The sequence below is a fragment of the Mucilaginibacter jinjuensis genome, assembly GCF_028596025.1.
Taxonomy (GTDB): domain Bacteria; phylum Bacteroidota; class Bacteroidia; order Sphingobacteriales; family Sphingobacteriaceae; genus Mucilaginibacter; species Mucilaginibacter jinjuensis.
Window position 1 is genome coordinate 3,266,270 of record NZ_CP117167.1, and the last position, 24,671, is coordinate 3,290,940.

A 24,671-nucleotide genomic window follows, 5' to 3' on the forward strand; every position below is an offset into this window, starting at 1 on the left:
CAGTTCATTTACCAAAACAACATCATTAATCTAATATTTCTAAACATGAAAAAACATATTCTTTTATTAATTGCAGTTGCAATTGGATTTGCATCGTGCAGAAAAGAACCCGATTATAATCAATTGTCTTCCGACTTTATCGTGTCAACAAATTTCGATAAATCAGTATCGTTTAATACTTACAAAACCTATTACATATCTGATACGGTCATCAATCTGGGTGGTACAGGTAAAGACACTGTTATTACCGATGCCAACGCACAGCAGTTGGTTAATGCTGTGAAAACCAATATGACGGCGAGAGGGTACACATTTGTTACTAACTCAAAACTTAACAAGCCCGATCTCGGCCTTCGCCTGGGGGTTATCAAACAAGTAAATGTTGATGTTTATTATCCCGGCTGGTGGGATGGCTATGCCGGTTGGTTCCCATATTGGTGGGGTGGGTATTATCCTTATTACTACCCGTGGACTACCGTTTACACCTATACAACAGGTAGTGTTATCCTCGACGCTTATGATTTGAAGAACGCTAAAACTAACCGCGAGTACCGGGTGATCTGGAACTCTACAGCATTTGGCGCTTTAGGATCTGATGTGGGGGGGGAATTTAAATAGAGGTATTAACTCAATTAATCAAGGCTTTACGCAATCACCTTATTTCAAAGCCAATTAACGGACAGTTCCCTATTTATAACATCAAAATTCGACATATCATGAAAAGATTAACATATATCATAGTTGCATTAATAGGTTTTTGCAACTATGCGCAAGCCCAGACGCAAACTAAAGCTCAGAGTGATCTTAACCTCGGTCGCGACTTGTTTTTTGTTGGATACGAGGTGTCCATTCCAACCAATAGCAATTACTTAACCAAAACCAGCTGGGCAGGTGCCCGGTTCGATTATCACCGGATGATTACGCCCGATGTGTCTGTGGGTATTGGAGTTAGCTACAATTCGTTCGATCAATACTTCAAAAAACAAACTTACCAAAGGCCCGATGGTACCGGCGCAGTAACCAGTGACATGATCAGGCAGATCTATACGTCACCCATAACTGCCAGCATCCGCTATTATTTCCCGGGTGCTATGGTGAGGCCTTATGCCGGTATAGGTTTAGGTGCAGAGTATAGCGAACAAAACGCCTACTTCAACATTTACAGCGTTGGCTCAAATAACTGGGGTTTTGTTGTAAGGCCAGAAGTAGGGGCGTTAGGCAAGTTTAACCGTAATGTAGGTGGCTTTGTAAGTGTAGCTTATAATTACGCCACCAATAGCAACGATGCATTCCATATCAACCATTTAGCACAGTTCCCTATTACGGTGGGCTTGCTTTTTACTGCACCGTAATTAATTATTTAACCCTTACAACATGAAAAATTTAGTATTAACAGTTGTATTTGGTTTTTTACTAACCACGCTGGCTATTGCCCAGCAAAAAAGTAAACCGGATACGGCCAAAGCAGAAAGTGCAGAAGAACTAGCCAAAAAGCTATCGAACCCGGTAGCAAGCCTAATCAGTGTGCCCTTTCAAAACAATACTGATTGGGGGATAGGCCCAAACAAAGGTTCTAAAAACACACTGAATATCCAGCCGGTTGTGCCTGTTTCTTTAAACCCAAATTTGAACATGATTGTAAGGGTTATCCTACCGGTTATTGCACAAACAAATATTACAGGAGTTGGTACAAGCCAAACTGGTTTAAGTGATATTACCGCAACGGCATTCTTCGCACCAACTAAAATTAATAACGGATTGATATGGGGAGTTGGCCCGGCATTATTAATCCCAACTGGTACCAGTAAGTATTTAGGTACGCAGAAGTTTGGTATTGGGCCAAGCGCTTTAGTATTAAAGCAGCAAGGTGCACTTACCTATGGGTTGTTATTTAACCAGATCTGGTCTGTTGTTGGTGCATCAGACCGATCGGCTGTTAACCAATTATTTATGCAGCCATTTTTTACCCATAACTGGAAAAGCGGTGCCGGTTTGGGTGCAAATGCAGAGTTGACAGAAAACTGGCACACGGGTACGTTCAGCGGATTTTTAAATCCAATAATAACAGGGGTAACCAAACTGGGGAGTCAAACGGTGCAACTGGGCGTAGGCCCACGGATCCCAATAGCCGGACCGGATATATCGAGGGCAGACTTTGGTATCAGGGCTGTATTTGCATTGGTATTCCCTAAGTAACAGAGTTTAAACAATAAACAACATTTATAGAAAACACATAAACGTCTTTAAAACTAAAAATCATGAAAAAGTTAGGTTATCTCAACTTACTGCTGGTTGCAGTATTATTTGTTTCGGCTTGTGGATCAAGTACTTCAATTGTTGGCTCATACAAAGCACCGGGTGTAACCCAGGTTGCATTCAAAAATCTGTTTGTATCGGCGCTTACCGGTAATGCTGCTGCTAAGCAAACCGTAGAAAATGGAATGTCGCAATACTTAAGCACTAAGGGTATTGCAAGTGTAAAAAGTATGGATGTTTTCCCTCCCGATTTCCATTCAAGCGGCAACGATAAAGATAAAGATGCCGTTTTGAAAGCCATTCGTGATAAAAATTGCGATGGTATTTTAACAATAGCATTGGTTAACAAGGAAACCGAAACCCATTATGTACCAGGCACAGGTGTGTATCCGGCTCCGGGCTTTGGTTATTATGGCAGTTTTGGTGCTTACTGGAATTACGGTTACAACAGCTTCTACTCACCGGGCTATTATGAAAACAGTAAAGTGTATTACATAGAAACCAACCTATACGATGCCACCTCAGAAAAACTGGTATGGTCGGCACAATCTAAAACTTACGATCCATCATCACTGGAGGACTTCCTGAAAGGCTACGAAAAAGCATTGGCAGAGCAAGTTGTGAAAGATGGATTAGTTGCCCCAACTGCTAAATAAGCGGCTGGTTTTAATTCATTAAAAGTATACAATGAAAAAGCTTCTCATTATTCTTTTTCCGGTATTTCTGTTCGCTGACGGATATAGTCAGGGTAAAAAACCGGGTAATTTTAATAACTCAACTGTGACTATCAATGGTAAGGCGCAGGTTGTGAATATTGATTCGGCAAGGGCTATCGCTAAAGATGCCTGGATTTATGGCTATTCAATGTTTTATAACTATAAAACCATTTACCTGTATGGTATCAATAAGAACTATTCTGATTATGCAGGCGGTTTTAATCGTTTTAAGCATTATGCTAAAATGTTTACACCTGCAGATACCAGCATTGTTACGCCTAATGATGACACGCCATACTCATGGGCTATGCTTAACCTTACTGCCGAGCCTGTGATATTGCATGTGCCCGACATTAGCAACCGGTATTATGTAATGCAGCTTATTGATTTGTATACTTATAATTTTGCTTATGTAGGCACACGTGCCACTGGCACTAAAGCCGGCAATTATATGATTGTTGGCCCTAACTGGCATGGCGATAAACCTGCAGGAGTTGACAAGGTATTTAAATGCGAAACCAACCTGGTAACCATTTTAGGCCGCACAGAGGTAAAAGGTGAAAGTGATATTCCTAATGTAAAGAGCATCCAGGCACAGTACAAGTTGATGCCATTGCACGAGTTTGAAAAGAAAGCGGCCCCGGCGCTGGTTAAATATGCTTTACCGCTACCTGTGTGGAAGGATAAAGATTATTCTTCTACCGCATTTATTGGTGTGCTTAATTCATTGTTGCAATACACCAGTGTACACCCATCAGAAATAAACCTGCGGAAAAGATTTGCCAGTATTGGCATTGCGCCGGGTTTAGCAACAGATAAGATCAAGTACCCGAAAGAAATTACCGATGCTATTAATGCCGGTATAAAAGATGGGCAGCAGACCCTGGCTAAGAGCGAGGCTAAAACAATTAGTTCTATCAATCTTTTCGGTACACGGGAAGATCTGCATAATAACTATTTAACCCGGGCTACGGCTGCGGCTATGGGGCTTTTTGGCAATACAAAAGAAGAAGCTGTATATACAGGCAGTATCAGGGATAATACCGGCAAGTATCTGATGGGGACAAGCAAGTATACACTGACTTTTACTAAGGATCAGATCCCGCCGGTGAAATACTTCTGGAGCATTACTGCATACGTTATCCCACAGCGTTATCTGGTTAAAAATCCAATTAACCGCTACTCGATAGGCGACAGGAGCAAAGCCTTGAAATATGAAAAAGATGGAAGCCTGATCATTTATTTACAGTCAACCTCGCCCGGAAAAGATAAGGAATCCAATTGGTTGCCAAGCCCGGCATCGGGTCCGTTTAATTATGTAGTACGGTTGTACGGGCCGAAAGAAGCCGTGACAAATGGCGTTTGGAAACAGCCTTTACCTGTAAAGCAGGGCAAGTAAACCGATAATTTATCACTATTAAATACTTACAGAGATGCGTACTAAATTCATTTTATGTTTATCGGGGCTGATACTGGCAACGGGTATTAGTTTACGAGCCCAGAATGTTGATACATCAGCCTTGTATATTATGCAGCGTATGAGTAATACTTTAAAAAGTATCACATCGTGCAAGGTGCACGTAGAGGCATTTTATGACACACCAACTGATGCTTACGGGCTTGTTAAGCGATCGAAGGAAGAAGAGGTTTATGCGCATTTTCCGGATAAATTAATGATTGATAATAAAGAAGAAAATGAGCGCCATGCCTTAATTTATAATGGGAAGCAAATAACCTATTATTCGTACGATAATAACGACTACAGCAATATCGATAATGTACCGGCTACATCGTTGGAAACTATCCAGCTGTTAAGCAAAACTTATGGCATTGAAGTACCCGCAGCCGATTTTTTCTACCCATCCTTTGTAGAAGATATTAAATCAACGGCTATTAATTTGTCGCTCGTTGGTAAATCAATGGTTAATGGTAAGGAGTGTTTTCACATAGCAGGTAAAGACTCTACCATGACCTACCAGTTTTGGATACAAAATGATGTGATGTTTTTGCCGGCCAAAATGGTAATTGTTTACAATAACAGGCCGGGTTCACCTCAATTTGAGGCTATCTATTCGGGCTGGGATATTAATACGGATATACCTGCTTCGGTATTTGAATTTATAGTGCCGCCAAATTCACAAAAGATAGTTATTAAACCAACGGCTAACCAATAACAATTTACAAAAGGTATTGTCATGAAAAATTTGATCAGAAAACAAGGCCCGGTTGTTATTATGTTTGGCCTTCTTGTATTTATTTTCTCACCAGATCGCTCTTTGGCCCAGCGCTTTCATCATGGAGGGTTTCATGGTTTCGGCGGCGGGGGCGGAGGCTTTAACGGAGGAGGTGGTTTCCACGGTTTTAACGGCGGTAATGGCGGTGGTATGCGCCCCGGTGCCGGTGGCTCTGGTACGCGCAAACCTGTAAACCCCAATCCACATCCTAATCCCGGCCCCGGGCCATCACCTGGTCCGCATCCGGGCCCGGGTCCTAACCCGCATCCTCCAGGTCCGGGTCCTGGGCCACATCCTGGTCCGCCGCCTCCACCGCCGCCGCATCCTTATTATCCATACGGGCCAAGGCCAATTGTGCCAATGCCATACATTTATCACCCCTTTGTGCCATTTTACTGGGGGCCATACTGGCACCCGATAGGTTTCTTCGTAGCAACCTTAACTACGGCGGCCATTGTTATCAGCATAGAGAACGAACAGTATCATTATGATGAGGGCGTTTATTATGTGCAAAGTTCTGGCGGTTATAAAGTGGTACCGGCTCCGGTTGGTGCTACGGTTAGTTCGCTGCCATCGGGATATACAACGGTAATTACAAACGGTACTACCTACTATTATTTCGGAGGGGCTTACTACACAAAAATAAGTGCAACATCATTTAAGGTTGTTCAGCCGCCGGTAGGGGCCACTGTTACACAATTGCCCGAAGGATCTGCCGAACAGGAAATTGATGGCAAAAAGTACATGGTATACAATAACACCTATTACCAGCCAATTTCGCAGGATGGTAAAGATGCTTACGAAGTGGTTGTAATCAGTAAGTAATAACGCTGTACCTCTGAATTGGGAAAGGTATTGATATGAAACAAGGAAGAAAAGTTTGGGAACCGCTGCCTACTTTAGAAGAAAGATCTAATGATGGTAAAACCAAGCGTGAACAAACGCCAAGAGAAGCGCATAGCAGTAGTGCGTATGATAAGGCCGATAGGGTAGACCCTGTTAGCCTTATCATCGATTCAAACGAGGATAGACTGCCGGATCTGGTACCGATAAGGCATTCGCGGATGCTGCAATCGCCGTTTGCATTTTTCAGAGGTGCAGCACTTATTATGGCTGAAGACCTGTCGTATACACCCAATAGTGGTATATATGTACAATCTTGCGGCGATTGCCATTTAATGAATTTCGGCGGTTACGCCACGCCCGAGCGGAAACAGGTTTTTGATATCAATGATTTTGACGAAACCCTGAGTGCCCCGTTTGAGTGGGATTTAAAAAGATTAGCTGCAAGCATTGTGCTTGCCGGCAGGTATAGGGGATTTGCAGATAAGGAAAACAAGAAAGCAGCGTTTAGCGCCGTGAAAATGTATGCCGAAAAGATGCAAAAATACGCCACCATGCATCAATTGGATATTTGGTATAGCCGCCTCGATAAGAAAACAATCCTGGAATTATTTAAGAGTGAAGAGGAGTTTACCAAACGTTTTAAACTGGCTGCTTCAAAGGCAAAGCGCCGGACACAGGAAAACGCATTTCCCAAATTATCAGCCATGCAGGATGGTAAAAGAAAGATTGTTGATGAACCTCCATTAATTTATCACCTGCCGGATAATGGTGAATTGTTTGAGAAAGCACAGGTGTTTTTTGATGGTTACCTCGAACATATTACAGATGATAAAAAAGCCTTGCTGCGAAGGTTTCGCCTTGTGGATGTTGCGGTTAAGGTGGTAGGAGTAGGCAGCGTAGGTACCAGGTGTTACATCGCATTATTTATGGCCGAAGATGATGATCCACTGATTTTGCAGTTTAAAGAAGCTAAGAAATCGGTATTGGAATCTTACAATCCCAAAACACCCTACAAAAATCATGGGGAGCGCATTGTGAACGGCCAGAAGTTGATGCAGGCAGTAAGCGATATTTTTTTAGGGTGGACACGATCAAATGAAGGCCGCGACTTTTACGTAAGGCAATTGCGCGACATGAAGGCAAGCGCCAATATTGACAATTTCACACCTGGCATATATTCAAATTACGCCTTGCTATGCGGCTGGGCGCTGGCCAAATCACATGCAAAAAGTGGCATGTCGCCCGAAATTGCCGGTTATGTTGGCAAAAGCGATGTATTTGCTGAGGCCATTGCCGGTTTCGCGGTTGGCTATGCCGATCAAACTGAGAAAGACTATGAAGCACTGTTAATTGCAGCGCAGAATGGCCGGATTAGTGTACAGGCCGAGGTTTAATAATTTTATTGATGATGTATGGAGAACTTCTTTAGATATTTTGAAAAGTATATTTCTTATGCACTAATGGCCATAGCTATGCTGTTTGTTTGCTACCAGACAATAGATCTGATGTTCAGCTTTGTATTTAGGTTGGTTCATAGTATCCAGGATAAAACATACGTCCTGGAGGCCAAGGGCAGATCTATTGCGGGGGTGTTTTTTACTATTTTGTTAACGCTTGAAATTATCCAGACCATTAAAGTTTTCTCGCATAATCACTCTACTAAACTTAAAATTATATTAATTGTAGGGCTTATTGCAGTAACAAGGAAAATCTTAATATTTGATATGGAGGAAGTAACCCCTTTAGCAGAATTCGCTATTGCGGCTTTAATAATTTCTTTATCAGCAGGCTATTTCCTGGTTTCAAGATCAGAAAAATCTAACGTAAATGAAAGCGAATAATATTTAATAAAATACTGGAACGTTCCACATATTCCACCTGTTCGATGTTACAAATTTAAAAGTATGTATTGTACCAATTGGTATAATTATATTTATTTGATATTTAGTATATTAAGTAGTAAATCCGATGCTTTTTTCATTCGTGCCTTGTTCCACTTTTATTGTCTTAAAAGTCTTTTTTGCTGACAACAAAATGTCACTATATATTAAGATGTGAACTGAACGCAGGAGAGAGCATCAGTTCAAATGAGAATGTAGAACCTTTGCCTTCTTCGCTTTGCAGTATAATGGTGCTTCCATGTTGTTTCATAATCTCCATAGCAATGCTTAAACCAAGGCCGGTTCCCGAAACCTGGTTTTCGTGCATATTGATAATACGTTCGAATTTTTGGAATAATTTTTCCTGGTCGCACTTAGCTATGCCTTTGCCAAAGTCCTGCACAGAAATAGTTGCCGTATTATTCTCTGTGTTTTTAACACAATTGATGATTATCCGTTCGGCACCTGGCGAATATTTAATAGCATTGGTAATTAAATTGGTTAATACCTGGCCAATGCGAAATTCATCAGCATATACACGTAATGGTGTATCCCCCGTAAGTTCAATAATGTGGCTTCCAGACCTGGCATCCAGCTCATCAAGTGTTTGGTCCAACAGTTTGGTAAAATCGAATGTTTCGGGATAGATAACCATTTTCCCGGTATTAATTCGGGATATGTCTAACAGGTTCTCAACCAATTTTAGCAACTTGTCACTTTGCTTTTGAATCCGCTCGGCATAAACCCGCAAATTGGTATCATCGTAAACATCGCGCTCAGCCTCTTTTCTTATAATTTGCGAATACGATTTAATAATGGTGATAGGTGTTTTTATTTCGTGGCTGGCTATGCTTATAAATTCATCCTTATTCCGCATCAGGTCTTGATTGGCCTTGCGGTTTAGCTCTTCGTTTTTAAACCGTTCGCTGATATCAAGCATAGATCCGATCACTTTTACCGGCTGGCCAAAATCGTCCCTGATTATAACCGACCTAACAAGCACATGCGCCAGTGAATCATCGGCCTTTTTAAAGAGATACTCGCCATCCAGTATAAATGAGTTCATTATATCTTTCATATTACCACAGGCATTCTCCTCAAACCTGCTGCACCAAAAATTTAAATCATAATGGTTTGATGTAGCAGGAGGATAGCCGAAGATGATACTGAAGCCGGAGTTCCACCATATTTTATCCTGGTAAATATCCCATTCCCACATGCCCTCCTGTGTGGTTTTTGAGAACCATTGGTTGCGCTCCCTATCCTGCAAATTTTTAAGGCGTTCCTCAATAGCATCCATTACAGCTGAGGCTAATATTTTTAATACCGAATGCTGTTCGTCGGTAAGTTTCCGTACTTTATGATCCAGCAGGCTTAAACAGCCTATCGTATATCCATCGGCTGTAACAATGGGTGTACCCACGTAATAATTGTAAACAGGCTCAGAATCAGAGTTTGACGGGCTTGGGCCATAGTTGATTTTTGCCAGGTCAACCGTATGTATATCTTTCCCGCAATCAATAGTTTCGGCACACGTAATTCCATAGCGTGTACTGTGGGCTGTACTGCCTACTCCAATGCTTGCTTTATAATGCACCAGGTCGGCACTTACAAAAGCAATAATAGCGGCAGGGATTCTAAAAATCAGGGTGGCCATTTGTACGTAATGGTCAAAAATTTCTTCCGGCAGGGTACCGGCTATCCTGTATCGGGTTAGTGCATTAATACGGGCATCCTCATACCCCTGTCTTAACCCCAAATCAATAGTGTGTCTTTTGCTCATAAATCCAGTTATCAGGGGTAAAGCGTGCTTATTTATAGTTTAAATATAAAGCGCTTGTTGCCTAAACCTGTTGTATTGAGCTTGTTCATAAGTTCCAGTTTTAAATATGATACATAAAATAATGTGGTACATTTTTTTATAGTGTAAACCTTAACATTTTGGACAAGTGTGGATAACTAAACGTTAATATTGATTCAAAAATGCAATGCTGTTCTTCTTTTTGCGATAAAATAAATAACTATAAGATAATAAGCTTCGTATAAAAAACTGTTATTGCTGTTACCTTAAAATATTATCACGATTCTGGATTTTGCAAATGAGATTTGATTTTATTGCAGGATTTATGCTTATAACATCTGTTTATGGTGTTATTGTAAGCTTAATACTGTTGCTGTTTCCTCAAAAAAACACCTTCAATAAACGATTACTTGGTGTATCACTTATATCGTATGCACTGTTTTGCCTGTATATGGCCATCATGTACTCGCATCTTATTTTTGTATGGCCACATTTGTTCAGGCTTGTTGCGCCGGTTATGTACCTGGTGGCCCCGGCTTCTTATTTGTATGTGCGTACCACAATTAATGGCGAAACACAATTCAGGAAATTTGATTGGGTGCATTTCTTTCCCTGCCTTTTTTTATTAATTGAGCTGATGCCTTTTTATCTAAGAGGCACTGATTATAAACTACAGGTAATTCAGTATTATCAGGCGCACAGGGCTGAAGTTATTTACCTGCGCGAAGGTTTCTTAGAGCCGCATTTCCATTTCATATTCCGCACCATTATTGCTTTTATATATGTTTATTTTCAATGGAAAGTTATTACCGATTTTTTATCTGCGGCCTCGCACAAAATCAGGGTGAAATACGAAGTCCTAATCAATTGGCTAAAATTGTACAGTTTGCTAACTACCGCAACATTTAGCCTGATACTTTTAACCAGCATTTTAGGCTTATACTTTAATACACTGCAAGATTTTATTAACGTATCTGTATCACTGCAATTATTAACCATTTCTGTAATACTGGTTTTAAAGCCCAGAGTGCTTTATAGTTTTGATGAAGAATTAGTTTTGGTAACTAATACGGAGCAAAAGGTTGCGGATAAAACCGAAAAATTAAAAACCGTAAAAGATGCTATTGCCGATTTGTTGCAAAATCAAAAACATTATTTAAACAAGGGTTATAATTTGGCACTGATGGCCGAAGACCTGGATATACCCACGCATGTACTATCGGCAACTATTAATACCGAGTTTCATCTTAGTTTCAGGGACTTAATTAATAAATACCGGGTTGAATATATTATTAATAGTATCAGCGGGCAAAAAATAGCGAACTATACATTTGAAGGTATTGCGCTCGAAGCGGGCTTTAATTCGCGTACTACCTTTTACAGGGCATTTATAAAAGTTACCGGCGAAACGCCAACAACGTACTTTAAAAGAGATTTGTAATGGTTCAGATTATAATTTGAAACCATAAATATTAATATAGTTTCTTTAAAAGATATAACTCGTAATATCTTAGGGTCAAATATTACTATATAATAAGGCCCTCTCTATATAATATAGAATAATACTTTTTGTTTCATAATATCATTTTACCCCTAATTAGTGATTTGAAACAAGGTTTACACCTAAAGGTTGTAACCCACGGTTAAAAACTTTCGTTAACATTAATAAAAAACTCGACCTATGGACTCAAAACTTTTACCCTTTTTCTTCTTTTCAACCGGATTGGCTGGAGTAGGAGTGTCTGTTGTATTAATCTCATCGAAAAAGTATTTCCTGCAAAATTTCTATCTCAGTTTGTGCATCTTCAGCCTGTCATTGTGCTCTATATATAACTTCTGCTACATGCAGAATATGCTGATTGATCTTCCCTTTTTATTTATTATAGCCAAATCAATTACCTACCTGGTGGCACCAAGCGCCTACTTATATATCCGCAATGTTTTTTACCCATTAAATATGTACCGGAAATATGACTGGGTAAACTTTGTGCCGTTTGCGATAATTATTTTAGTGTTAACCAATTTAAGCCTGCGCAACCCCGAAGCCATTCAAAGGGCGCTAACCGATAGTTCTGTTAACTGGTTTGTTAACGTAACCCATGCCGATTTATATTATGATCTGTCTATAGGTAAATCAATGTTATGGCTTTTTTATACATTTTTACAAAGTGTATGTATTATAAATTTTGAACGTAAAAGGCATACCATACCATTGCACTACAACCACAGGTTAATTAATTGGGTTAAGGTTTTCAATATTACTTTAATCTTATTGTTTAGTTTACTGCTTGTACAACGTATTGTAAACATCAGTTTTATCAGTCTCGATTTTGTGAGCGATACTACCATGTCGTTTATCCTGCTTATAACATTAGTTTTTTTAATATCTAACCCACATATTTTATACAGCCTTGAGCATGCAGGGCTTAATTTAACTGTAAACCCGCATACATTTACCCGGCATGCTGTGGAGGAGTTTGTTGACTCTGATAAATCTCTGATTGTAAAACAGCTTTTTACTTCTAAAAAGAAGGACGAATATTTACTGATATTGGATGATGTGCTTAAGCAAACAAAACCTTATTTAAACAAGGGTATAACCGTAAAAGACCTTTCTGAACAAACCGGTATACCGGCACACCATTTATCAAGCTTAATCAGCAGTGAGTTTAAACTACATTTTCAGGACTTTATCAATCTGAGAAGAATTGAATATCTCAAAAATAATATTGATGATATTGAATGGAAGCAGCTGACACTTGAAGGTATATGCTGGGAAATTGGTTTTACCTCCAGAACTACATTTTTCCGTGCCTTTATTAAATTTACAGGCCTTTCACCTTCAGAATACTTTAATTCCCTCAAAAAGAGCAAACACCGGGCATAGATTAACCCGTTTCATATTTAGAATAGGTTCTACATTTAAAAATGCAACGGCTTTTTTAACCGAAAAAGCATTAAAATACAAAATGTATAGTTTTTTTGTATTGGTTACCAATAAGTAGATATTTTAAATTGAAATGAAAAAAGGTTATTATTTCCCGGCACAATTTTTAACTGTGTTGTTAATTTAGATTGGTTGCTGTTTAGCTACCCAAACTTATCTGCACGTAGCAAAAATACCGGCATCACTGGTGCTGTTTACCAGGAAATATTATTCGCAGCCAATTTATCATACCTTCTTGTAGCAATAGGGTTAACCACCGCATATATGGCTGAAGATTAAGATATACCCGGAATAACCATGAATTACATGATTTTTTTCTAAATAGTATTTACGCGATTTCAAATCTCATTACGCCCCTTACCTGAGATTAATTAAATGTATTGAATATTTCAGAAGATGGCTAAAAAGAGATTTTACAGCGATTATGTAATAAAGCTTAAAAGGTTTCTGGCAATATTATATCTCATGCTCCCGGTTAAAAATACCAGGGCACAAAAACCGGTTATGCGTGTGATATACAGAAAAAGGAAAACAGATAGTCACACTTGAGTTTAAGCCGTCCAAACTTGCAGCCAACAGGCAAACACTATTGTTGCACTTTTAAAAATGCAACCAACCGCATGGCAAAAACACGATTAAATGCATCATTAGTTGTGTTCCTTTGTTTTAAACAACACCCATATCATTATGAAAAATAAAAGTACACTGTCAATAATAACTTGCCTGTTGCTTTGCATAAGTGCACAAAAAGGATTTTCCCAACTTAAAGGTGATAGGTTACTGGGCGGTATAGGGCTCGATGCGGGTTCGCAAGCACCTGCCGAAACGTTTTCACTACTTGTACCCCTTTATTTCTATGATGCCTCATCCCTAAAAAATGCCAATGGTAATAAAATAGCCGAACCAAATTTCAACATGTTTATTACCGGTGTGGGCGGCAGTTATGTAAGCAGTTTGAAAATTCTGGGCGCAAATTATGGCGCATCTGTATTACTGCCTTTTGCCCAAAACAGGATTCAAGGTAATAACGTAGATTCTAAAAGTTCATTTGCTTATAGTGATACCTATCTTCAACCATTCCAGTTAGGTTGGAAAACAAAGGTTGCTGATGTTGTTTTCAGTTATGGCATGTATATACCTACCGGTAAATACGAATTTGGGGGCAGCAGCAACGCAGGTTTGGGTATGTTTACCAATGAGTTTCAAACCGGCACAACTTTGAGGCTTGATCCAAAAGGCTCGATCTCATTTTCGTCCCTGTTTTCTTATGAGATCCATAATGATAAAAAAGGTACCGACATCAAGCCGGGGGACATATTATCGATAGAGGGTGGCCTTGGCAAAACCTGGTATACCTTTAATGGCTCTAAAATTCCAAGTTCAATTATCAAAGCGGGGGCGGTATATTATATGCAATTTAAGACCTCTAATGATGAGTTGCCGGCACCTGCGATAATTACTCCTTATGCAAACAGTATTTACCTGCCGGGTAAAGACCATGTTTACTCAGCTGGTTTGGAAGGCAATATATTATTGACAAAATCGAGAATGTTATTTGGCCTGCGCTGGTTCGACGAATTTAGTGCGGTAAACCGTTTTCAGGGCAATACATTTTTTGTAACCATCGCCCATGTGTTCAGTACAGCCTCTAAAAAGAAGGCGGAGTAGAGCGTGACTTACTCATTTATTAACCTGTTACAGAACTACTTTATAAGATTGTAATGGGTAGCATACATTCTTTTAATGCCCATTGGCATGGTGTTCATAATCTGAAGCGATCTTAATAAAAACCTTAAACACTACATACATGAAAAAAACACTATTTACATTTTTAACACTGGCGTTGCTTATTACACAAATGGTAAAAGCCCAGCAAATACGCACACCAAGGGCTGCGCCGGTAGGTAGCTGGCAAATTATTGGCACCACACAGGCCAGATTTACAGCAGACCATGACGGTATAATTGTGCGCGAGCCATTTAATAACTTCAGGGCGGTGAAATTTAAGGTAACCGATGCTCCTTTACGGATGGTAAAGATGGTGGTAACCTACGCCGACGGTGCACCAGACAACATTGAAACCATGATGGATATTCCACAGGGTGGTGAAAGCCGGATAATAGACCTTCGCGGAGTTGGCCAGCGCAAAATAAGAAGAATTGATTTTTGGTACGATACAAGGGGCGTGGCGAGAGGGCGTGCGAACGTTACCGTTTTTGCGATGAAATAAAGAATAGTAATCTATTCTTACATTTCTTTTAATTATAATAAGTTGCTTTTTAGATGAACCGTAGATGTATTATAATTTTGTGCTTAACAATCGTAAGTCAGTTAACGACTTTAGGGGTATATGCCCAGACACAAAGTTATAACCAGGCTAATAATGAGATCGATTTTAGCCATGATCTGAGCCAAAAGTGGTCATTAGAATTTAATGTGGGGCAAAGCTGGACTACAAAACCGGGCCACACAAGTTTGTTTAGCAGTTTGGCACAACTATACACGCGGGCCTGGGTGCATTATAACCCTAATGATAAATGGAAACTTTCGTTCTTTTATGCTTTTTATTATAACAAATATGTCCCCGAGATCGATCAGCGAGAGGCACCGGAGTGGCGCAGCGCAGCACAAGCCATCTATTACATTAAACGAAAGCGCCTCATCCTCACAACGCGTTGGCGTATAGAAGACAGGCATATCAAAAACGTGGATTCTGTTTTTGAGGCAGTTGACCGATTACGGGGCCAAATAAAAGTTGTTTACCCACTAAATGGAAGCGTAATTGCAAAAGGGGTATTTTACGGTATAGGATCCGAAGAATTATTCTTTAAAACCAGCAGTAAGGTAAGCGGCAGCGGCTTGTTCGATCGAAACAGGGTTTCTGCAGGTATAGGTTATGGGATTACAAATAACTGTCAGTTAGAGTTATCTTATTCTAATGAGTTTTTACCCCGGCCCGGTGAGAACCAAAGTTATAATGCCATACAATGTAATGTGGTATTTACTAACCTTTTGCCAAGAATTGGCCATGCCTTGTTTGGTAAGAAAACCCCTGAAGGATCTAGTGCTAATTAATAGGAATTGTACACTCATTAAAGTTTTAAAAATGAAACGAAATAGGGTGATCTTGAAATTTTTAGTTTCGTTAATAACGCTATTAACAGTATTTTTTTGCAAATCTGTAGTTTTTGCTGATGCGACCGATACAACTAAAACAAAGATCTTAAAAGATACCTCCACATTATACAAACCGCAGGCTGTGAAAAAGCATTTTTGGCGGGCATCCGGCGAGTTAATGCTGGCGCAAATTATCCCCTGGTCGTATAATTATTTTGTGAGGGATGCCGATTTTGCACATATAACATTTAAAAGTATAGGCCATAACCTAAAACCAAGCAGCTGGGAGTGGGACGATAATAATTTCACCACCAACCAAATTGCACATCCAATCCAAGGGAGTATGTATTACAGTGCTTTCAGGAGTAATGGTTACTCGTTCTGGCAATCAGCACCAGCGGCCTTTGCGGGAAGTTTTATGTGGGAAATTGCCGGCGAAACTCACAACCCGGCCCCTAACGATTTTATTAATACCAGTTTCGGCGGGATATCATTGGGTGAAATGACGTACCGCCTCTCTAACCGGGTTGTGAATAAGCATCAACGTGGTTTTAAAAGGCAGATGAGCGAAGTGGCTGGTTTCTTATTAAACCCAATGAATGGTTTTAACAGGTTGCTTGATGGTAAATGGGGTAAGGTATCGCATGAACCAGATACAGATTTGGATACAACAAGTGTAGTTGGTATAATAGACCTGGGGGCAAGGCAGATCAGTGAGAAGAATGAGGGGCTGTTTACCAAAGGCAAAACCGGCTGGTATGCCAGGCTGCGCTTGCTTTATGGCGACCCATATCGCGAATCGAAAAAGGCATTTAATAATTTTGATATCATGGTTGAAATGGGGGCCGATGATACAGCACGATTAAACACGGTTCGTGTAAATGGCTTACTATCATCATGGGAGCTCAATTCAACTTTAAAGCAGGAGCAATTATTGTCATTAACCCTCAACTATGATTTTTACCATAACTCATCATTTGAGTATGGTGGGCAAAGCGTTAACCTCAGCCTATATTCAGAATATGATGTTAATGATAAGGTGAAATTTTTAACCCGCTTCGGTACAGGTGCAATAGTACTGGGAGCAGTGCCCGATGCATATTTATATTATGGCGAGGGGCGTAATTACGACTACGGGCCCGGTATAAGCTTAATTGCACATGGGGGAATATTGGTAAACAATAGGTTTACGGGCGTAATTAATTACCAGGGTGGTTGGTTTGTAACACTCAATGGTAGTAAATCAAGTTACTTTTTGCATACCTTCTCAACAGAAGCCAGGTATAGGATATTTAATAAAGTATCAGTAGGGGCAGAAGGTGGTTTCTTTAACCTTAAGGGTTATTATAGAGATTATGATGATATTAATAAGAAGTATCCTTATCTGAGGTTGGCAATTGGTTACAAAATTTAAGGGTGCAAATTTTTTGCAGTTTCAAATTTCAATGTGATACTTAAAAAGGTAATAATTAATTGGGGATATGATAAAAGCTCCTCAAATTTGGTAATGTGCTTAGTATTTAGGGGTAAAGATAGGCACATGTTTTTCATAGGTTGTTAGTCAGGTCCGCAAGGGCCTGACTTTTTTGTTTAAGGTATTTTTTGAGGATTTGCAGCTTCATTGAGCGGGCTTTCCTTAACCCCTTAAGTTGCATTTTTAAATATGCAACAAAACAAGCCTTTGTAAATAGCTACATCTGCCTAAACAGTGCTTTATTTGAATAAAAAAACTAACTACAGTAATTGGTCTGTATTTTAAAATTAACCCCTTGTTTTTACTTAATAACCTCAATATGAAAATGATTGTAAACAAATTATTAACGATTGGTAGAGTTTCAATAGCCTATTTACTAATTGTATCAATATGTAATATATCCGGCGCATTTGCTCAACGCAGGGGCGGCCACATGTCAAGGCCTGGCAGTTCGGGCTCTACCAGTAGAACACCGAACAATAATAGAGCTAACAGGCCCAATACAGGCGGCATTAACCGGCCTAACAACACTGCAAACAATAACGGCAACAGAATAAATAACAATAACTCAGGTAACCGCAATAATGGCAACCGTACAAATATTAACAGCGGCAATACCAACGTAAATATTAACGTTAACAACAGTCGCAATACTGTGGTAAGGCAAAATAATTATCGCCCTTATACAAGGCCACCTTATGTGTACGGCGGCCGAAGCTTTTATAGCTATCACCCATATTATTATCATCCATATCGTCCGTTTTATTGGGGGCCGGCTTATCATCCATGGGGTTTCTTTATAGCAGCATTGGCTACTACAGCCATTATTGTGACTGTAGCAAATCAGCAGTATCATTATGATCAGGGTGTTTATTATACGCAGAGTAATGGCGGCTATACCGTTGTGCAGGCTCCGGTTGGTGCAGTAGTTACAACGCTGCCAAGTTCGGCACAAACCGTAGTGGTTACAGGCTCTACCACCAATAACTATTATTATGGTGGTACTTTTTACGAGAAATCATCAAAAGGGTATACCGTTGTTCCGCCAACAGCTGGCTCTATAGTTACCAGCTTGCCCGAAGGTGGTAAGGAGACAAAAGTAGGGGATGTTACCTACGTTAAAGTTGGCGAAACTTATTATCAGCCTATTCAACAGGATGGTAAAGATGTATATGAGGTAGTGAAGGTGGATGAGGTTAAACAATAATCATTCGCCGTTTGGTTGACTATAAAAAGTTGAGATCATGAAACCCAAGTATTTATTCTATATTGTAATGATAGTGGTACTTCACTACGAGGTAGGCCGATTGGTTGGCAACGAAGAGCCGCGCGATATTGATGATTCATCTTATGAAAAAGGAGCGAGGCTCGATGATACATCCAATTCAAATGATATTGAATTTAATTACCAGGGTAAAGAAGTGAAACTAAGAGGTGTGCATCAATTACGTGTAATTAATGCACACCATTATAAGCAGAGACGCTTTAAAATATTTTAAGAATTGAACAATATCGAATAATGAATATTGAATTTCGAACATCGAAGTTTAACTTCATTATTCAATATTGGGCATTCGGTGTTCGATATTAAAGAGCCAGCAGTATGCTATTGCCGCGATGCTTTGCCCAATACACTATTCTTTTTGCCGTAAGTAAAATAAATAACCAAGCCAATAGCCAGCCAGATAATCAGCCTTAACCAAGTATCGCCGGGCAAGAAGGTCATCATGGCAAAACAGGTTAAAATACCCAGTATAGGCACCAATGGCACTAATGGGGTTTTAAACGGACGATGAACATCTGGTTGTTGTTTACGTAAAATCAATACACCGGCACAAACCATTACAAAGGCTAACAAGGTACCAATACTCGTCATTTCACCAACTACGCGAATGGGCACAAAAGCCGCAAACAGGGCTATGAAAGCACAAAGCACAATGTTTGATTTCCAGGGTGTACGGAATTTATGATGTACATCGGCAAATACCTTAGGCAATAAACCATCTTTCGACATTGAGAAAAACACCCGGGACTGACCAAGCAGATCAACCAGAATAACGGAAGTATATCCAATTAGTATAGCCAGCACAATTGCTTTGCTTAACCATTGGTAATGTGTTTTTTCGATCGCGATAGCAACCGGTGCGCCAGAGCCGATAAATTCTTTATAGTTGGCCATGCCCGTCATTACATGGGCGAAGATCACAAATAAGATAGTACATACTACTAATGAGCCTATGATGCCAATAGGCATGTTACGTTGTGGATTTTTAGCTTCCTGGGCAGCAGTAGATACAGCATCGAACCCAATGAAAACGAAGAATACCAAACCTGCACCACGTAATATCCCCGACCAGCCATAGTTGCCCCAAACGCCTGTGTTCTGAGGAATGTATGGATGATAATTCTGTGGATTAATAAACGACCAGCCAACTGCAATAAATACCAATACCACACCAACCTTTAAGCTCACAATAATGGCGTTAACCAATGCCGAACCTTTGGTACCACGGATAATGATGCTGGTAACAATAATTACAATTAATGCAGCAGGCAGGTTAATAATGCCACTCACCACATCGCCATTGGCCGCTTTGGCTGTTTCAAAAGGAGAGAGGGTAAGTTGCGGAGGCAAGTAAAGATCGAACCAGGATAAAAACTTGGTTAGGTATTGCGACCAGCTGATGGCCACTGTTGCTGCACCCACAGAATATTCGAGCACCAGATCCCATCCGATGATCCAGGCAAACAGTTCGCCCATAGTGGCATACGAATAAGTATATGCGCTACCTGCTACCGGTATCATGGCCGAAAACTCGGCATAACATAAGGCAGCAAAAGTACAGCCCAACGCTGCAATAATAAATGATATAGTTACAGCCGGGCCCGAGTGCTGGCCTGCAGCTATACCTGTTAATGAAAATAAACCCGCACCAATAATAATACCTATCCCAATAAGGATAAGATTAATGGGGCCGAGTGTGCGTTTTAAGGAGTTCTCGCCTTCATCTGCCGATTCTTTCAGCAGGAGGTCGATGGGCTTTTTGATCATACTAAAATTAAGTCGACAAAATTACTCGATTAATTGCTGCTGTCAACCTTTAATTGTGTGATGTGTGTAATATAAAGCAGAAAGGGCATTAAAATTGCCTCAATTTTCATTTTTATTAAAGCTGATAATGCTGTTGCTTGTCCCTTTAAAAGACACCATATACCCATAAAAAGGTTGTCATTTCGAACGAGCCGATGGGATTGTGCATCAGGGGCGAGGAGAAATCTTATGCGTTCTGCATGTTGACTTTGCAAAGCACAGAAGATTTCTCCTATCGTCGAAATGACAAATTCGTTATTAGAAAAAGATGTGGGGTTACGGTAGGGCTTTTAATTTGCAATCCACAAAAAAGCCCCTGTAGTTTCCTACAGGGGCTTCACACTCAAATGAGTTAATATTATAAGTACGACTGCAGCAGGTTTGCTTTAGAAGTTTGTTTTAAGCGTAATAATGCTTTGTCTTTAATCTGGCGAACACGCTCACGGGTCAGGTTATATTTTTCACCGATTTCTTCTAATGAATGAGGCGCGTTGTTGTTTAAACCAAAGAACAAGGCAATTACCTGGCGATCGCGTTCGGCCAAAACGTTTAATGAACGTTTGATCTCTTGCGAAAGTGAATCAACCATCAGGTCGTTATCAGTACCGGCATCGCTGCTTTGTAATACATCAAGCAAAGTATTTTCTTCGCCAGAGATAAAAGGAGCATCAACAGATACGTGACGGCCAGAGTTAGCTAATGAATCAGAGATCTTTTCGATAGTAGTTTCCAGATCGTTAGCCAATTCTTCAGGAGTTGGCTGGCGCTCTAAATCCTGCTCTAATTTAGAAGCCGATTTATGAATTTTGCTTAATGAACCGATTTGGTTTAAGGGTAAACGTACAATACGTGATTGCTCTGCAACGGCAGATAAAATAGATTGACGGATCCACCATACGGCGTACGAGATAAATTTAAAACCTTTGGTTTCATCAAAACGTTTGGCTGCCTTAATTAAGCCTAAATTTCCTTCGTTAATCAAATCGCCTAAAGTCAATCCCTGGTTTTGGTATTGTTTAGCTACCGATACAACGAAACGTAAGTTAGTTTTTGTTAAGCGCTCTAAAGCGGCCTGGTCACCCTCGCGGATCTTTTGTGCCAATATTACTTCTTCCTGTGCGGTAATCAAATCAACTTTTGCAATCTCACTTAAATACTTATCCAGTGATTGTGATTCGCGGTTGGTAATAGATTGGGAAATTTTGAGTTGTCTCATAAATATATTAAAGGTTCGTCCTGAATATAACCATAAAAAACCGGTTTTTCTTCAGAAGTAAAAATTAAACAAAAAATGATTGGCTTTTAGAATTTTTATCAGATGCAAATATGATATTTGATGCCTGTATTTACAGGGAATTGATCTGTGATAATTAATATTGAAGCCTGTTTTTTTCTTTTACAAAGATAAGTAAACCATTGTAGTTGCTATGTAAAAAAGCGTAATTTATACTGTTTTTTAATACGGTATAGATACATTAGCCAGTTTTTGATGCTCGGGCATTACTTAAATGTCAGTAAAATGTGTCATAATAACACTTTTTCGACTGTATGCACCCAACACATCAAGGTCTGAAAATCATTCGCAGCGCCTGGTCACGGGTTATAAACGCAACTGCCCAGCTATATAGTGTGCGTACCTTGTTATTATAATTTACCAGCGAAACAAGGTGGATAAACAACCAGATAAATAAAGCGGCAAACCCACTCAAATGCACCTTATGTTTAAACAGATCAACCACGGCATGATGGCGGCCCACAATGGCCATTTCGCCTTTATCGAAATATTTAAACGCTTTCATTGCTTTGCCTTTTTCTACAGCTAAAAAGTTTTTCGCCAAAGTAACACCTTGCTGTATGGCCACTTGTGCCAGTTGCGGGTGCCCGTGCGGGTAGGCTGGGTCTGTAATTTGTACGCTGATATCGCCAATAGCCCAGATATTCTCAAAACCTTCAACCTGGTTAAATTCATTGGTTTTCATGCGTTTACCCACACCCAGGCTTGCCAGTGGGATACCCTCGAACACATTGGCGGTAATACCGGCTGCCCAGATTAGTGTTCCGGCTTCAATGGCATCGCCATCGGCAAAACGTACTATACCGTCGGTATAATCGGCAACCCTTGTTTTTAATTTTACCTGTACACCTAAATCGAGCATGGCTTTCTTAGTCTCGCTATGCGTTTTATCACTCATTGGCGATAACAGGTTTTCTGAGCCATCTACAATATAAATGGCTCCTTTAGCATTCTTTAACTCGGGATAGTCTTTCTTTAAAATGTAGCTTTTCATTTCGGCTAACATGCCGGCCACTTCAACACCGGTTGGGCCGCCGCCAGCTACTACTATGGTTAGCAGTTTTCTACGCTCTGCAAGGTCGGTTGCCTTTGCGGCCAGTTCGAGCGTGGTAAGCAGGGCGTTCCGCATTTTCAAAGCATCATCAATGCCTTTTAGCGAAATGGCATTTTTTTCGATGCTCTCAATACCGTAAAAGTTGGTTTTAGCGCCGGCTGCAAATACAAGCTGATCGTATTGCAATTCGCCATCGCTTAAGTAAATGGTTTGTGTTGCCGGGTCAACCCGTAAAAATTCGGCCATCCTGAAATTAATATTCTTATCCCTGAATAATTTACGAAATGGATAACTAATGCTCGAAGGATCGAGGAAACTTGTAGCCACCTGGTAAAGCAGCGGGGTAAAGTAGTTGTAGTTATTTTTATCTACCAGGGTAATATGGTAGTTTTTGGTTTTATATAAATTTTGCGCCAGGTTTAAGCCTGCAAATCCGCCTCCAACAATCACTATCCTCGTTTTTTTTTCGTTAGATTCTAAACTTGTCATGATGTTATTATGTCTTGTTTCTATAACAAATATCAGGGTTTGAGACTGTTAAAAAGTTATACTGGGTTAAGAAATGCATTTATGCTTTATGCCTGACAATTGGTGACGCTACATTGTTTACATACATGCTGAAAGCTGCCAATGATGTTTTATGTTTGCTTTAAATGACGGTAAGTATTTTAGGTTGCGGCTGGTTCGGTTTTGCCTTGGCTAAATCATTATTGCAGGAAGGCGTTGCTGTAAAAGGTTCAACAACTTCCAAATCGAAACTAAGCGAGCTAGTTGATGTGGGTATAATACCTTTTCTTATTCAGATTGATCAGAACGCTGGTGAATCTAATCCTGATTTTTTTGATTGTGATTTACTGGTGGTTTGCATCCCACCCCAAATTAAGGCGGAAGAGGGGGAATTGTTTCTGCAGAAAATTAACAATATCATCTCGGCTATTAATCAGTATCAAATATCCAAAGTAATTTATATCAGCACTACAGGTGTTTATGGAGATTTAGGCATCGAGGTTAATGAAAATTCAGACCCACAACCCGACACAGAGAATGGCAAACTGTTATTACAAGCTGAACTAATATTTCAAAGTCAACCAAATTTTAAAACGACTATAGTAAGATTTGGTGGATTAGTAGGCCCAGGCAGACATCCGGGAAGATTTTTTGCAGGAAAAAAGGATATTGCGAATGGTAAAGCCCCGGTTAATTTAATTCATCAGGTTGACGCGGTTGGCGTAGTGATGGCTATTGTTAAAGGCCAATATTTCGGACAGGTATTTAACGGATGCTCGCCAGATCATCCAAGCCGGTCTGACTTTTACACCGGTGCTGCCAGACAAGGCGGATTCGAAATTCCTGAATTTAAAGATGAACTCAAAGGATGGAAAATAGTAAGCAGCACCAAAGTAAGCGAACTACTCGATTACGAATTTAAAGTTAAAGACTGGCTAAACTGTCAGTTCTAAACTATTGAGGGCTCAGTCTTAATGAAAGGCTGCTTAAGGCATCCTGATACGATTTTTTCTCAATTTCCATCACAAACTCAACCGGGCCGCCGTCTTTACCACAGCCAAAACATCTGAAGATATTGTTCTGGGGCGAGATCATTAATGATAAACCCTGGTCGTTGTGGAATGGACAAGCGCCTTTTAACGCGCGGTGACTGCTTTGAAGTGGAATGTAACTTGATACAACGGTAACTATATCTAATTGCACCTGGTTAAGGTTAGTACTATTTTCTGATGGCATTAGTTCTTGTTCGGCCACTATTTGATTAGCCTTGAGGTAAAAATAAGCGATTAACCAGTAAATTAAATGCTATCAAATGCATCTAAGCTTTAAAGCCCTGAGGTTAAGCTGATAAAAATTAAATTGTATGGAAAATAATATTCAGTAAGGCTGCAATCTGAATGTTAGAGGATGAGTATCTATATTTGTTTCTGAAGGTATGATAAAGGTTAAGCTTT

General features: G+C 40.0%; 23 protein-coding genes. 18 read left to right on the forward strand and 5 right to left on the reverse strand.

What is annotated here, in order from left to right:
• The first annotated feature begins 45 nt into the window (after positions 1-45).
• The 9 genes from PQO05_RS14735 (at position 46) to PQO05_RS14775 (ending at position 7,893) form a co-directional block, all read left to right on the forward strand.
• The gene (locus PQO05_RS14735; protein WP_273628081.1) at positions 46-618 is read left to right on the forward strand and encodes a DUF4136 domain-containing protein; all 573 of its coding nucleotides are present in this window, start codon (positions 46-48) and stop codon (positions 616-618) included.
• 98 nt (positions 619-716) lie between these two features.
• Positions 717-1,352 (forward strand): outer membrane beta-barrel protein, encoded by a 636-nt coding sequence (locus PQO05_RS14740; RefSeq protein WP_273628082.1) that lies wholly within the window; start codon positions 717-719, stop codon positions 1,350-1,352.
• A gap of 22 nt (positions 1,353-1,374) precedes the next feature.
• Positions 1,375-2,196: a hypothetical protein gene (locus tag PQO05_RS14745; RefSeq protein WP_273628084.1), complete on the forward strand. Its 822-nt coding sequence runs from the start codon at positions 1,375-1,377 to the stop codon at positions 2,194-2,196.
• A 62-nt stretch (positions 2,197-2,258) separates the two neighbouring features.
• Positions 2,259-2,912, forward strand: coding sequence for a hypothetical protein (locus PQO05_RS14750; RefSeq protein ID WP_273628085.1), 654 nt, complete (start codon positions 2,259-2,261; stop codon positions 2,910-2,912).
• 31 nt (positions 2,913-2,943) lie between these two features.
• A complete protein-coding gene (locus PQO05_RS14755) occupies positions 2,944-4,371 on the forward strand; it encodes a DUF1254 domain-containing protein (protein ID WP_273628086.1) in 1,428 nt (475 codons plus the stop codon).
• Positions 4,372-4,405: 34 nt separating this feature from the next.
• Positions 4,406-5,146, forward strand: a complete 741-nt coding sequence (locus tag PQO05_RS14760; RefSeq protein ID WP_273628087.1) for a DUF2092 domain-containing protein — start codon at positions 4,406-4,408, stop codon at positions 5,144-5,146.
• Between the two features lie 21 nt (positions 5,147-5,167).
• Entirely contained in the window at positions 5,168-6,031 is an 864-nt protein-coding gene (locus tag PQO05_RS14765) for a DUF6515 family protein (RefSeq protein ID WP_273628088.1), read from the forward strand.
• Positions 6,032-6,066: 35 nt separating this feature from the next.
• The gene (locus PQO05_RS14770; RefSeq protein WP_273628089.1) at positions 6,067-7,446 is read left to right on the forward strand and encodes a DUF2252 domain-containing protein; all 1,380 of its coding nucleotides are present in this window, start codon (positions 6,067-6,069) and stop codon (positions 7,444-7,446) included.
• Between the two features lie 18 nt (positions 7,447-7,464).
• Entirely contained in the window at positions 7,465-7,893 is a 429-nt protein-coding gene (locus tag PQO05_RS14775; RefSeq protein WP_273628090.1) for a phosphate-starvation-inducible PsiE family protein, read from the forward strand.
• Between the two features lie 199 nt (positions 7,894-8,092).
• Here the strand turns inward: PQO05_RS14775 and PQO05_RS14780 are convergent, their stop codons facing one another.
• Entirely contained in the window at positions 8,093-9,715 is a 1,623-nt protein-coding gene (locus PQO05_RS14780) for a sensor histidine kinase (protein ID WP_273628091.1), read from the reverse strand.
• A 316-nt stretch (positions 9,716-10,031) separates the two neighbouring features.
• Between PQO05_RS14780 and PQO05_RS14785 the strand changes: the two genes are divergently transcribed.
• The 8 genes from PQO05_RS14785 to PQO05_RS14820 all read left to right on the forward strand — a co-directional run bounded on the left by PQO05_RS14785 (position 10,032) and on the right by PQO05_RS14820 (position 18,770).
• Positions 10,032-11,174 (forward strand): AraC family transcriptional regulator, encoded by a 1,143-nt coding sequence (locus tag PQO05_RS14785; RefSeq protein ID WP_273628092.1) that lies wholly within the window; start codon positions 10,032-10,034, stop codon positions 11,172-11,174.
• Positions 11,175-11,414: 240 nt separating this feature from the next.
• Entirely contained in the window at positions 11,415-12,620 is a 1,206-nt protein-coding gene (locus PQO05_RS14790) for a helix-turn-helix domain-containing protein (RefSeq protein ID WP_273628093.1), read from the forward strand.
• Positions 12,621-13,367: 747 nt separating this feature from the next.
• Positions 13,368-14,348, forward strand: a complete 981-nt coding sequence (locus tag PQO05_RS14795) for a SphA family protein (protein WP_273628094.1) — start codon at positions 13,368-13,370, stop codon at positions 14,346-14,348.
• Between the two features lie 139 nt (positions 14,349-14,487).
• A complete protein-coding gene (locus PQO05_RS14800) occupies positions 14,488-14,910 on the forward strand; it encodes a hypothetical protein (protein ID WP_273628095.1) in 423 nt (140 codons plus the stop codon).
• A 77-nt stretch (positions 14,911-14,987) separates the two neighbouring features.
• Positions 14,988-15,755, forward strand: coding sequence for a DUF2490 domain-containing protein (locus tag PQO05_RS14805; protein ID WP_273628096.1), 768 nt, complete (start codon positions 14,988-14,990; stop codon positions 15,753-15,755).
• A 31-nt stretch (positions 15,756-15,786) separates the two neighbouring features.
• Positions 15,787-17,211: a DUF3943 domain-containing protein gene (locus PQO05_RS14810; RefSeq protein WP_273628097.1), complete on the forward strand. Its 1,425-nt coding sequence runs from the start codon at positions 15,787-15,789 to the stop codon at positions 17,209-17,211.
• 379 nt (positions 17,212-17,590) lie between these two features.
• Complete coding sequence (locus PQO05_RS14815) at positions 17,591-18,478, forward strand: DUF6515 family protein (RefSeq protein WP_273628098.1); 888 nt, start codon at positions 17,591-17,593, stop codon at positions 18,476-18,478.
• A 37-nt stretch (positions 18,479-18,515) separates the two neighbouring features.
• The gene (locus PQO05_RS14820; protein WP_273628099.1) at positions 18,516-18,770 is read left to right on the forward strand and encodes a hypothetical protein; all 255 of its coding nucleotides are present in this window, start codon (positions 18,516-18,518) and stop codon (positions 18,768-18,770) included.
• Between the two features lie 107 nt (positions 18,771-18,877).
• On the opposite strand, the gene PQO05_RS14825 is transcribed toward PQO05_RS14820, so the two are convergent.
• From PQO05_RS14825 to PQO05_RS14835, 3 genes are all read right to left on the reverse strand, one after another.
• Positions 18,878-20,323: an amino acid permease gene (locus PQO05_RS14825; RefSeq protein ID WP_273628100.1), complete on the reverse strand. Its 1,446-nt coding sequence runs from the start codon at positions 20,321-20,323 to the stop codon at positions 18,878-18,880.
• Between the two features lie 397 nt (positions 20,324-20,720).
• Positions 20,721-21,578 (reverse strand): sigma-70 family RNA polymerase sigma factor, encoded by an 858-nt coding sequence (locus PQO05_RS14830; protein WP_174314437.1) that lies wholly within the window; start codon positions 21,576-21,578, stop codon positions 20,721-20,723.
• 346 nt (positions 21,579-21,924) lie between these two features.
• Positions 21,925-23,199 (reverse strand): NAD(P)/FAD-dependent oxidoreductase, encoded by a 1,275-nt coding sequence (locus PQO05_RS14835; RefSeq protein WP_273628101.1) that lies wholly within the window; start codon positions 23,197-23,199, stop codon positions 21,925-21,927.
• A gap of 164 nt (positions 23,200-23,363) precedes the next feature.
• On the opposite strand from PQO05_RS14835, the gene PQO05_RS14840 reads away from it, so the two are divergent.
• Entirely contained in the window at positions 23,364-24,170 is an 807-nt protein-coding gene (locus PQO05_RS14840) for an SDR family oxidoreductase (RefSeq protein WP_273628102.1), read from the forward strand.
• A 1-nt stretch (position 24,171) separates the two neighbouring features.
• Here the strand turns inward: PQO05_RS14840 and PQO05_RS14845 are convergent, their stop codons facing one another.
• Positions 24,172-24,471, reverse strand: coding sequence for a CHC2 zinc finger domain-containing protein (locus PQO05_RS14845; protein WP_273628103.1), 300 nt, complete (start codon positions 24,469-24,471; stop codon positions 24,172-24,174).
• Positions 24,472-24,671 lie beyond the last annotated feature (200 nt).

Coding starts and splice junctions, on each gene's coding strand:
- PQO05_RS14745 (WP_273628084.1), top strand. CDS start 1,375: ATGAAAAATTTAGTATTAACAGTTGTATTTGGTTTTTTACTAACCACG.
- PQO05_RS14815 (WP_273628098.1), top strand. CDS start 17,591: ATGAAAATGATTGTAAACAAATTATTAACGATTGGTAGAGTTTCAATA.
- PQO05_RS14795 (WP_273628094.1), top strand. CDS start 13,368: ATGAAAAATAAAAGTACACTGTCAATAATAACTTGCCTGTTGCTTTGC.
- PQO05_RS14820 (WP_273628099.1), top strand. CDS start 18,516: ATGAAACCCAAGTATTTATTCTATATTGTAATGATAGTGGTACTTCAC.
- PQO05_RS14835 (WP_273628101.1), bottom strand. CDS start 23,199: ATGACAAGTTTAGAATCTAACGAAAAAAAAACGAGGATAGTGATTGTT.
- PQO05_RS14770 (WP_273628089.1), top strand. CDS start 6,067: ATGAAACAAGGAAGAAAAGTTTGGGAACCGCTGCCTACTTTAGAAGAA.
- PQO05_RS14735 (WP_273628081.1), top strand. CDS start 46: ATGAAAAAACATATTCTTTTATTAATTGCAGTTGCAATTGGATTTGCA.
- PQO05_RS14830 (WP_174314437.1), bottom strand. CDS start 21,578: ATGAGACAACTCAAAATTTCCCAATCTATTACCAACCGCGAATCACAA.
- PQO05_RS14785 (WP_273628092.1), top strand. CDS start 10,032: ATGAGATTTGATTTTATTGCAGGATTTATGCTTATAACATCTGTTTAT.
- PQO05_RS14800 (WP_273628095.1), top strand. CDS start 14,488: ATGAAAAAAACACTATTTACATTTTTAACACTGGCGTTGCTTATTACA.
- PQO05_RS14840 (WP_273628102.1), top strand. CDS start 23,364: ATGACGGTAAGTATTTTAGGTTGCGGCTGGTTCGGTTTTGCCTTGGCT.
- PQO05_RS14810 (WP_273628097.1), top strand. CDS start 15,787: ATGAAACGAAATAGGGTGATCTTGAAATTTTTAGTTTCGTTAATAACG.
- PQO05_RS14740 (WP_273628082.1), top strand. CDS start 717: ATGAAAAGATTAACATATATCATAGTTGCATTAATAGGTTTTTGCAAC.
- PQO05_RS14825 (WP_273628100.1), bottom strand. CDS start 20,323: ATGATCAAAAAGCCCATCGACCTCCTGCTGAAAGAATCGGCAGATGAA.
- PQO05_RS14750 (WP_273628085.1), top strand. CDS start 2,259: ATGAAAAAGTTAGGTTATCTCAACTTACTGCTGGTTGCAGTATTATTT.
- PQO05_RS14765 (WP_273628088.1), top strand. CDS start 5,168: ATGAAAAATTTGATCAGAAAACAAGGCCCGGTTGTTATTATGTTTGGC.
- PQO05_RS14755 (WP_273628086.1), top strand. CDS start 2,944: ATGAAAAAGCTTCTCATTATTCTTTTTCCGGTATTTCTGTTCGCTGAC.
- PQO05_RS14775 (WP_273628090.1), top strand. CDS start 7,465: ATGGAGAACTTCTTTAGATATTTTGAAAAGTATATTTCTTATGCACTA.
- PQO05_RS14790 (WP_273628093.1), top strand. CDS start 11,415: ATGGACTCAAAACTTTTACCCTTTTTCTTCTTTTCAACCGGATTGGCT.
- PQO05_RS14760 (WP_273628087.1), top strand. CDS start 4,406: ATGCGTACTAAATTCATTTTATGTTTATCGGGGCTGATACTGGCAACG.
- PQO05_RS14780 (WP_273628091.1), bottom strand. CDS start 9,715: ATGAGCAAAAGACACACTATTGATTTGGGGTTAAGACAGGGGTATGAG.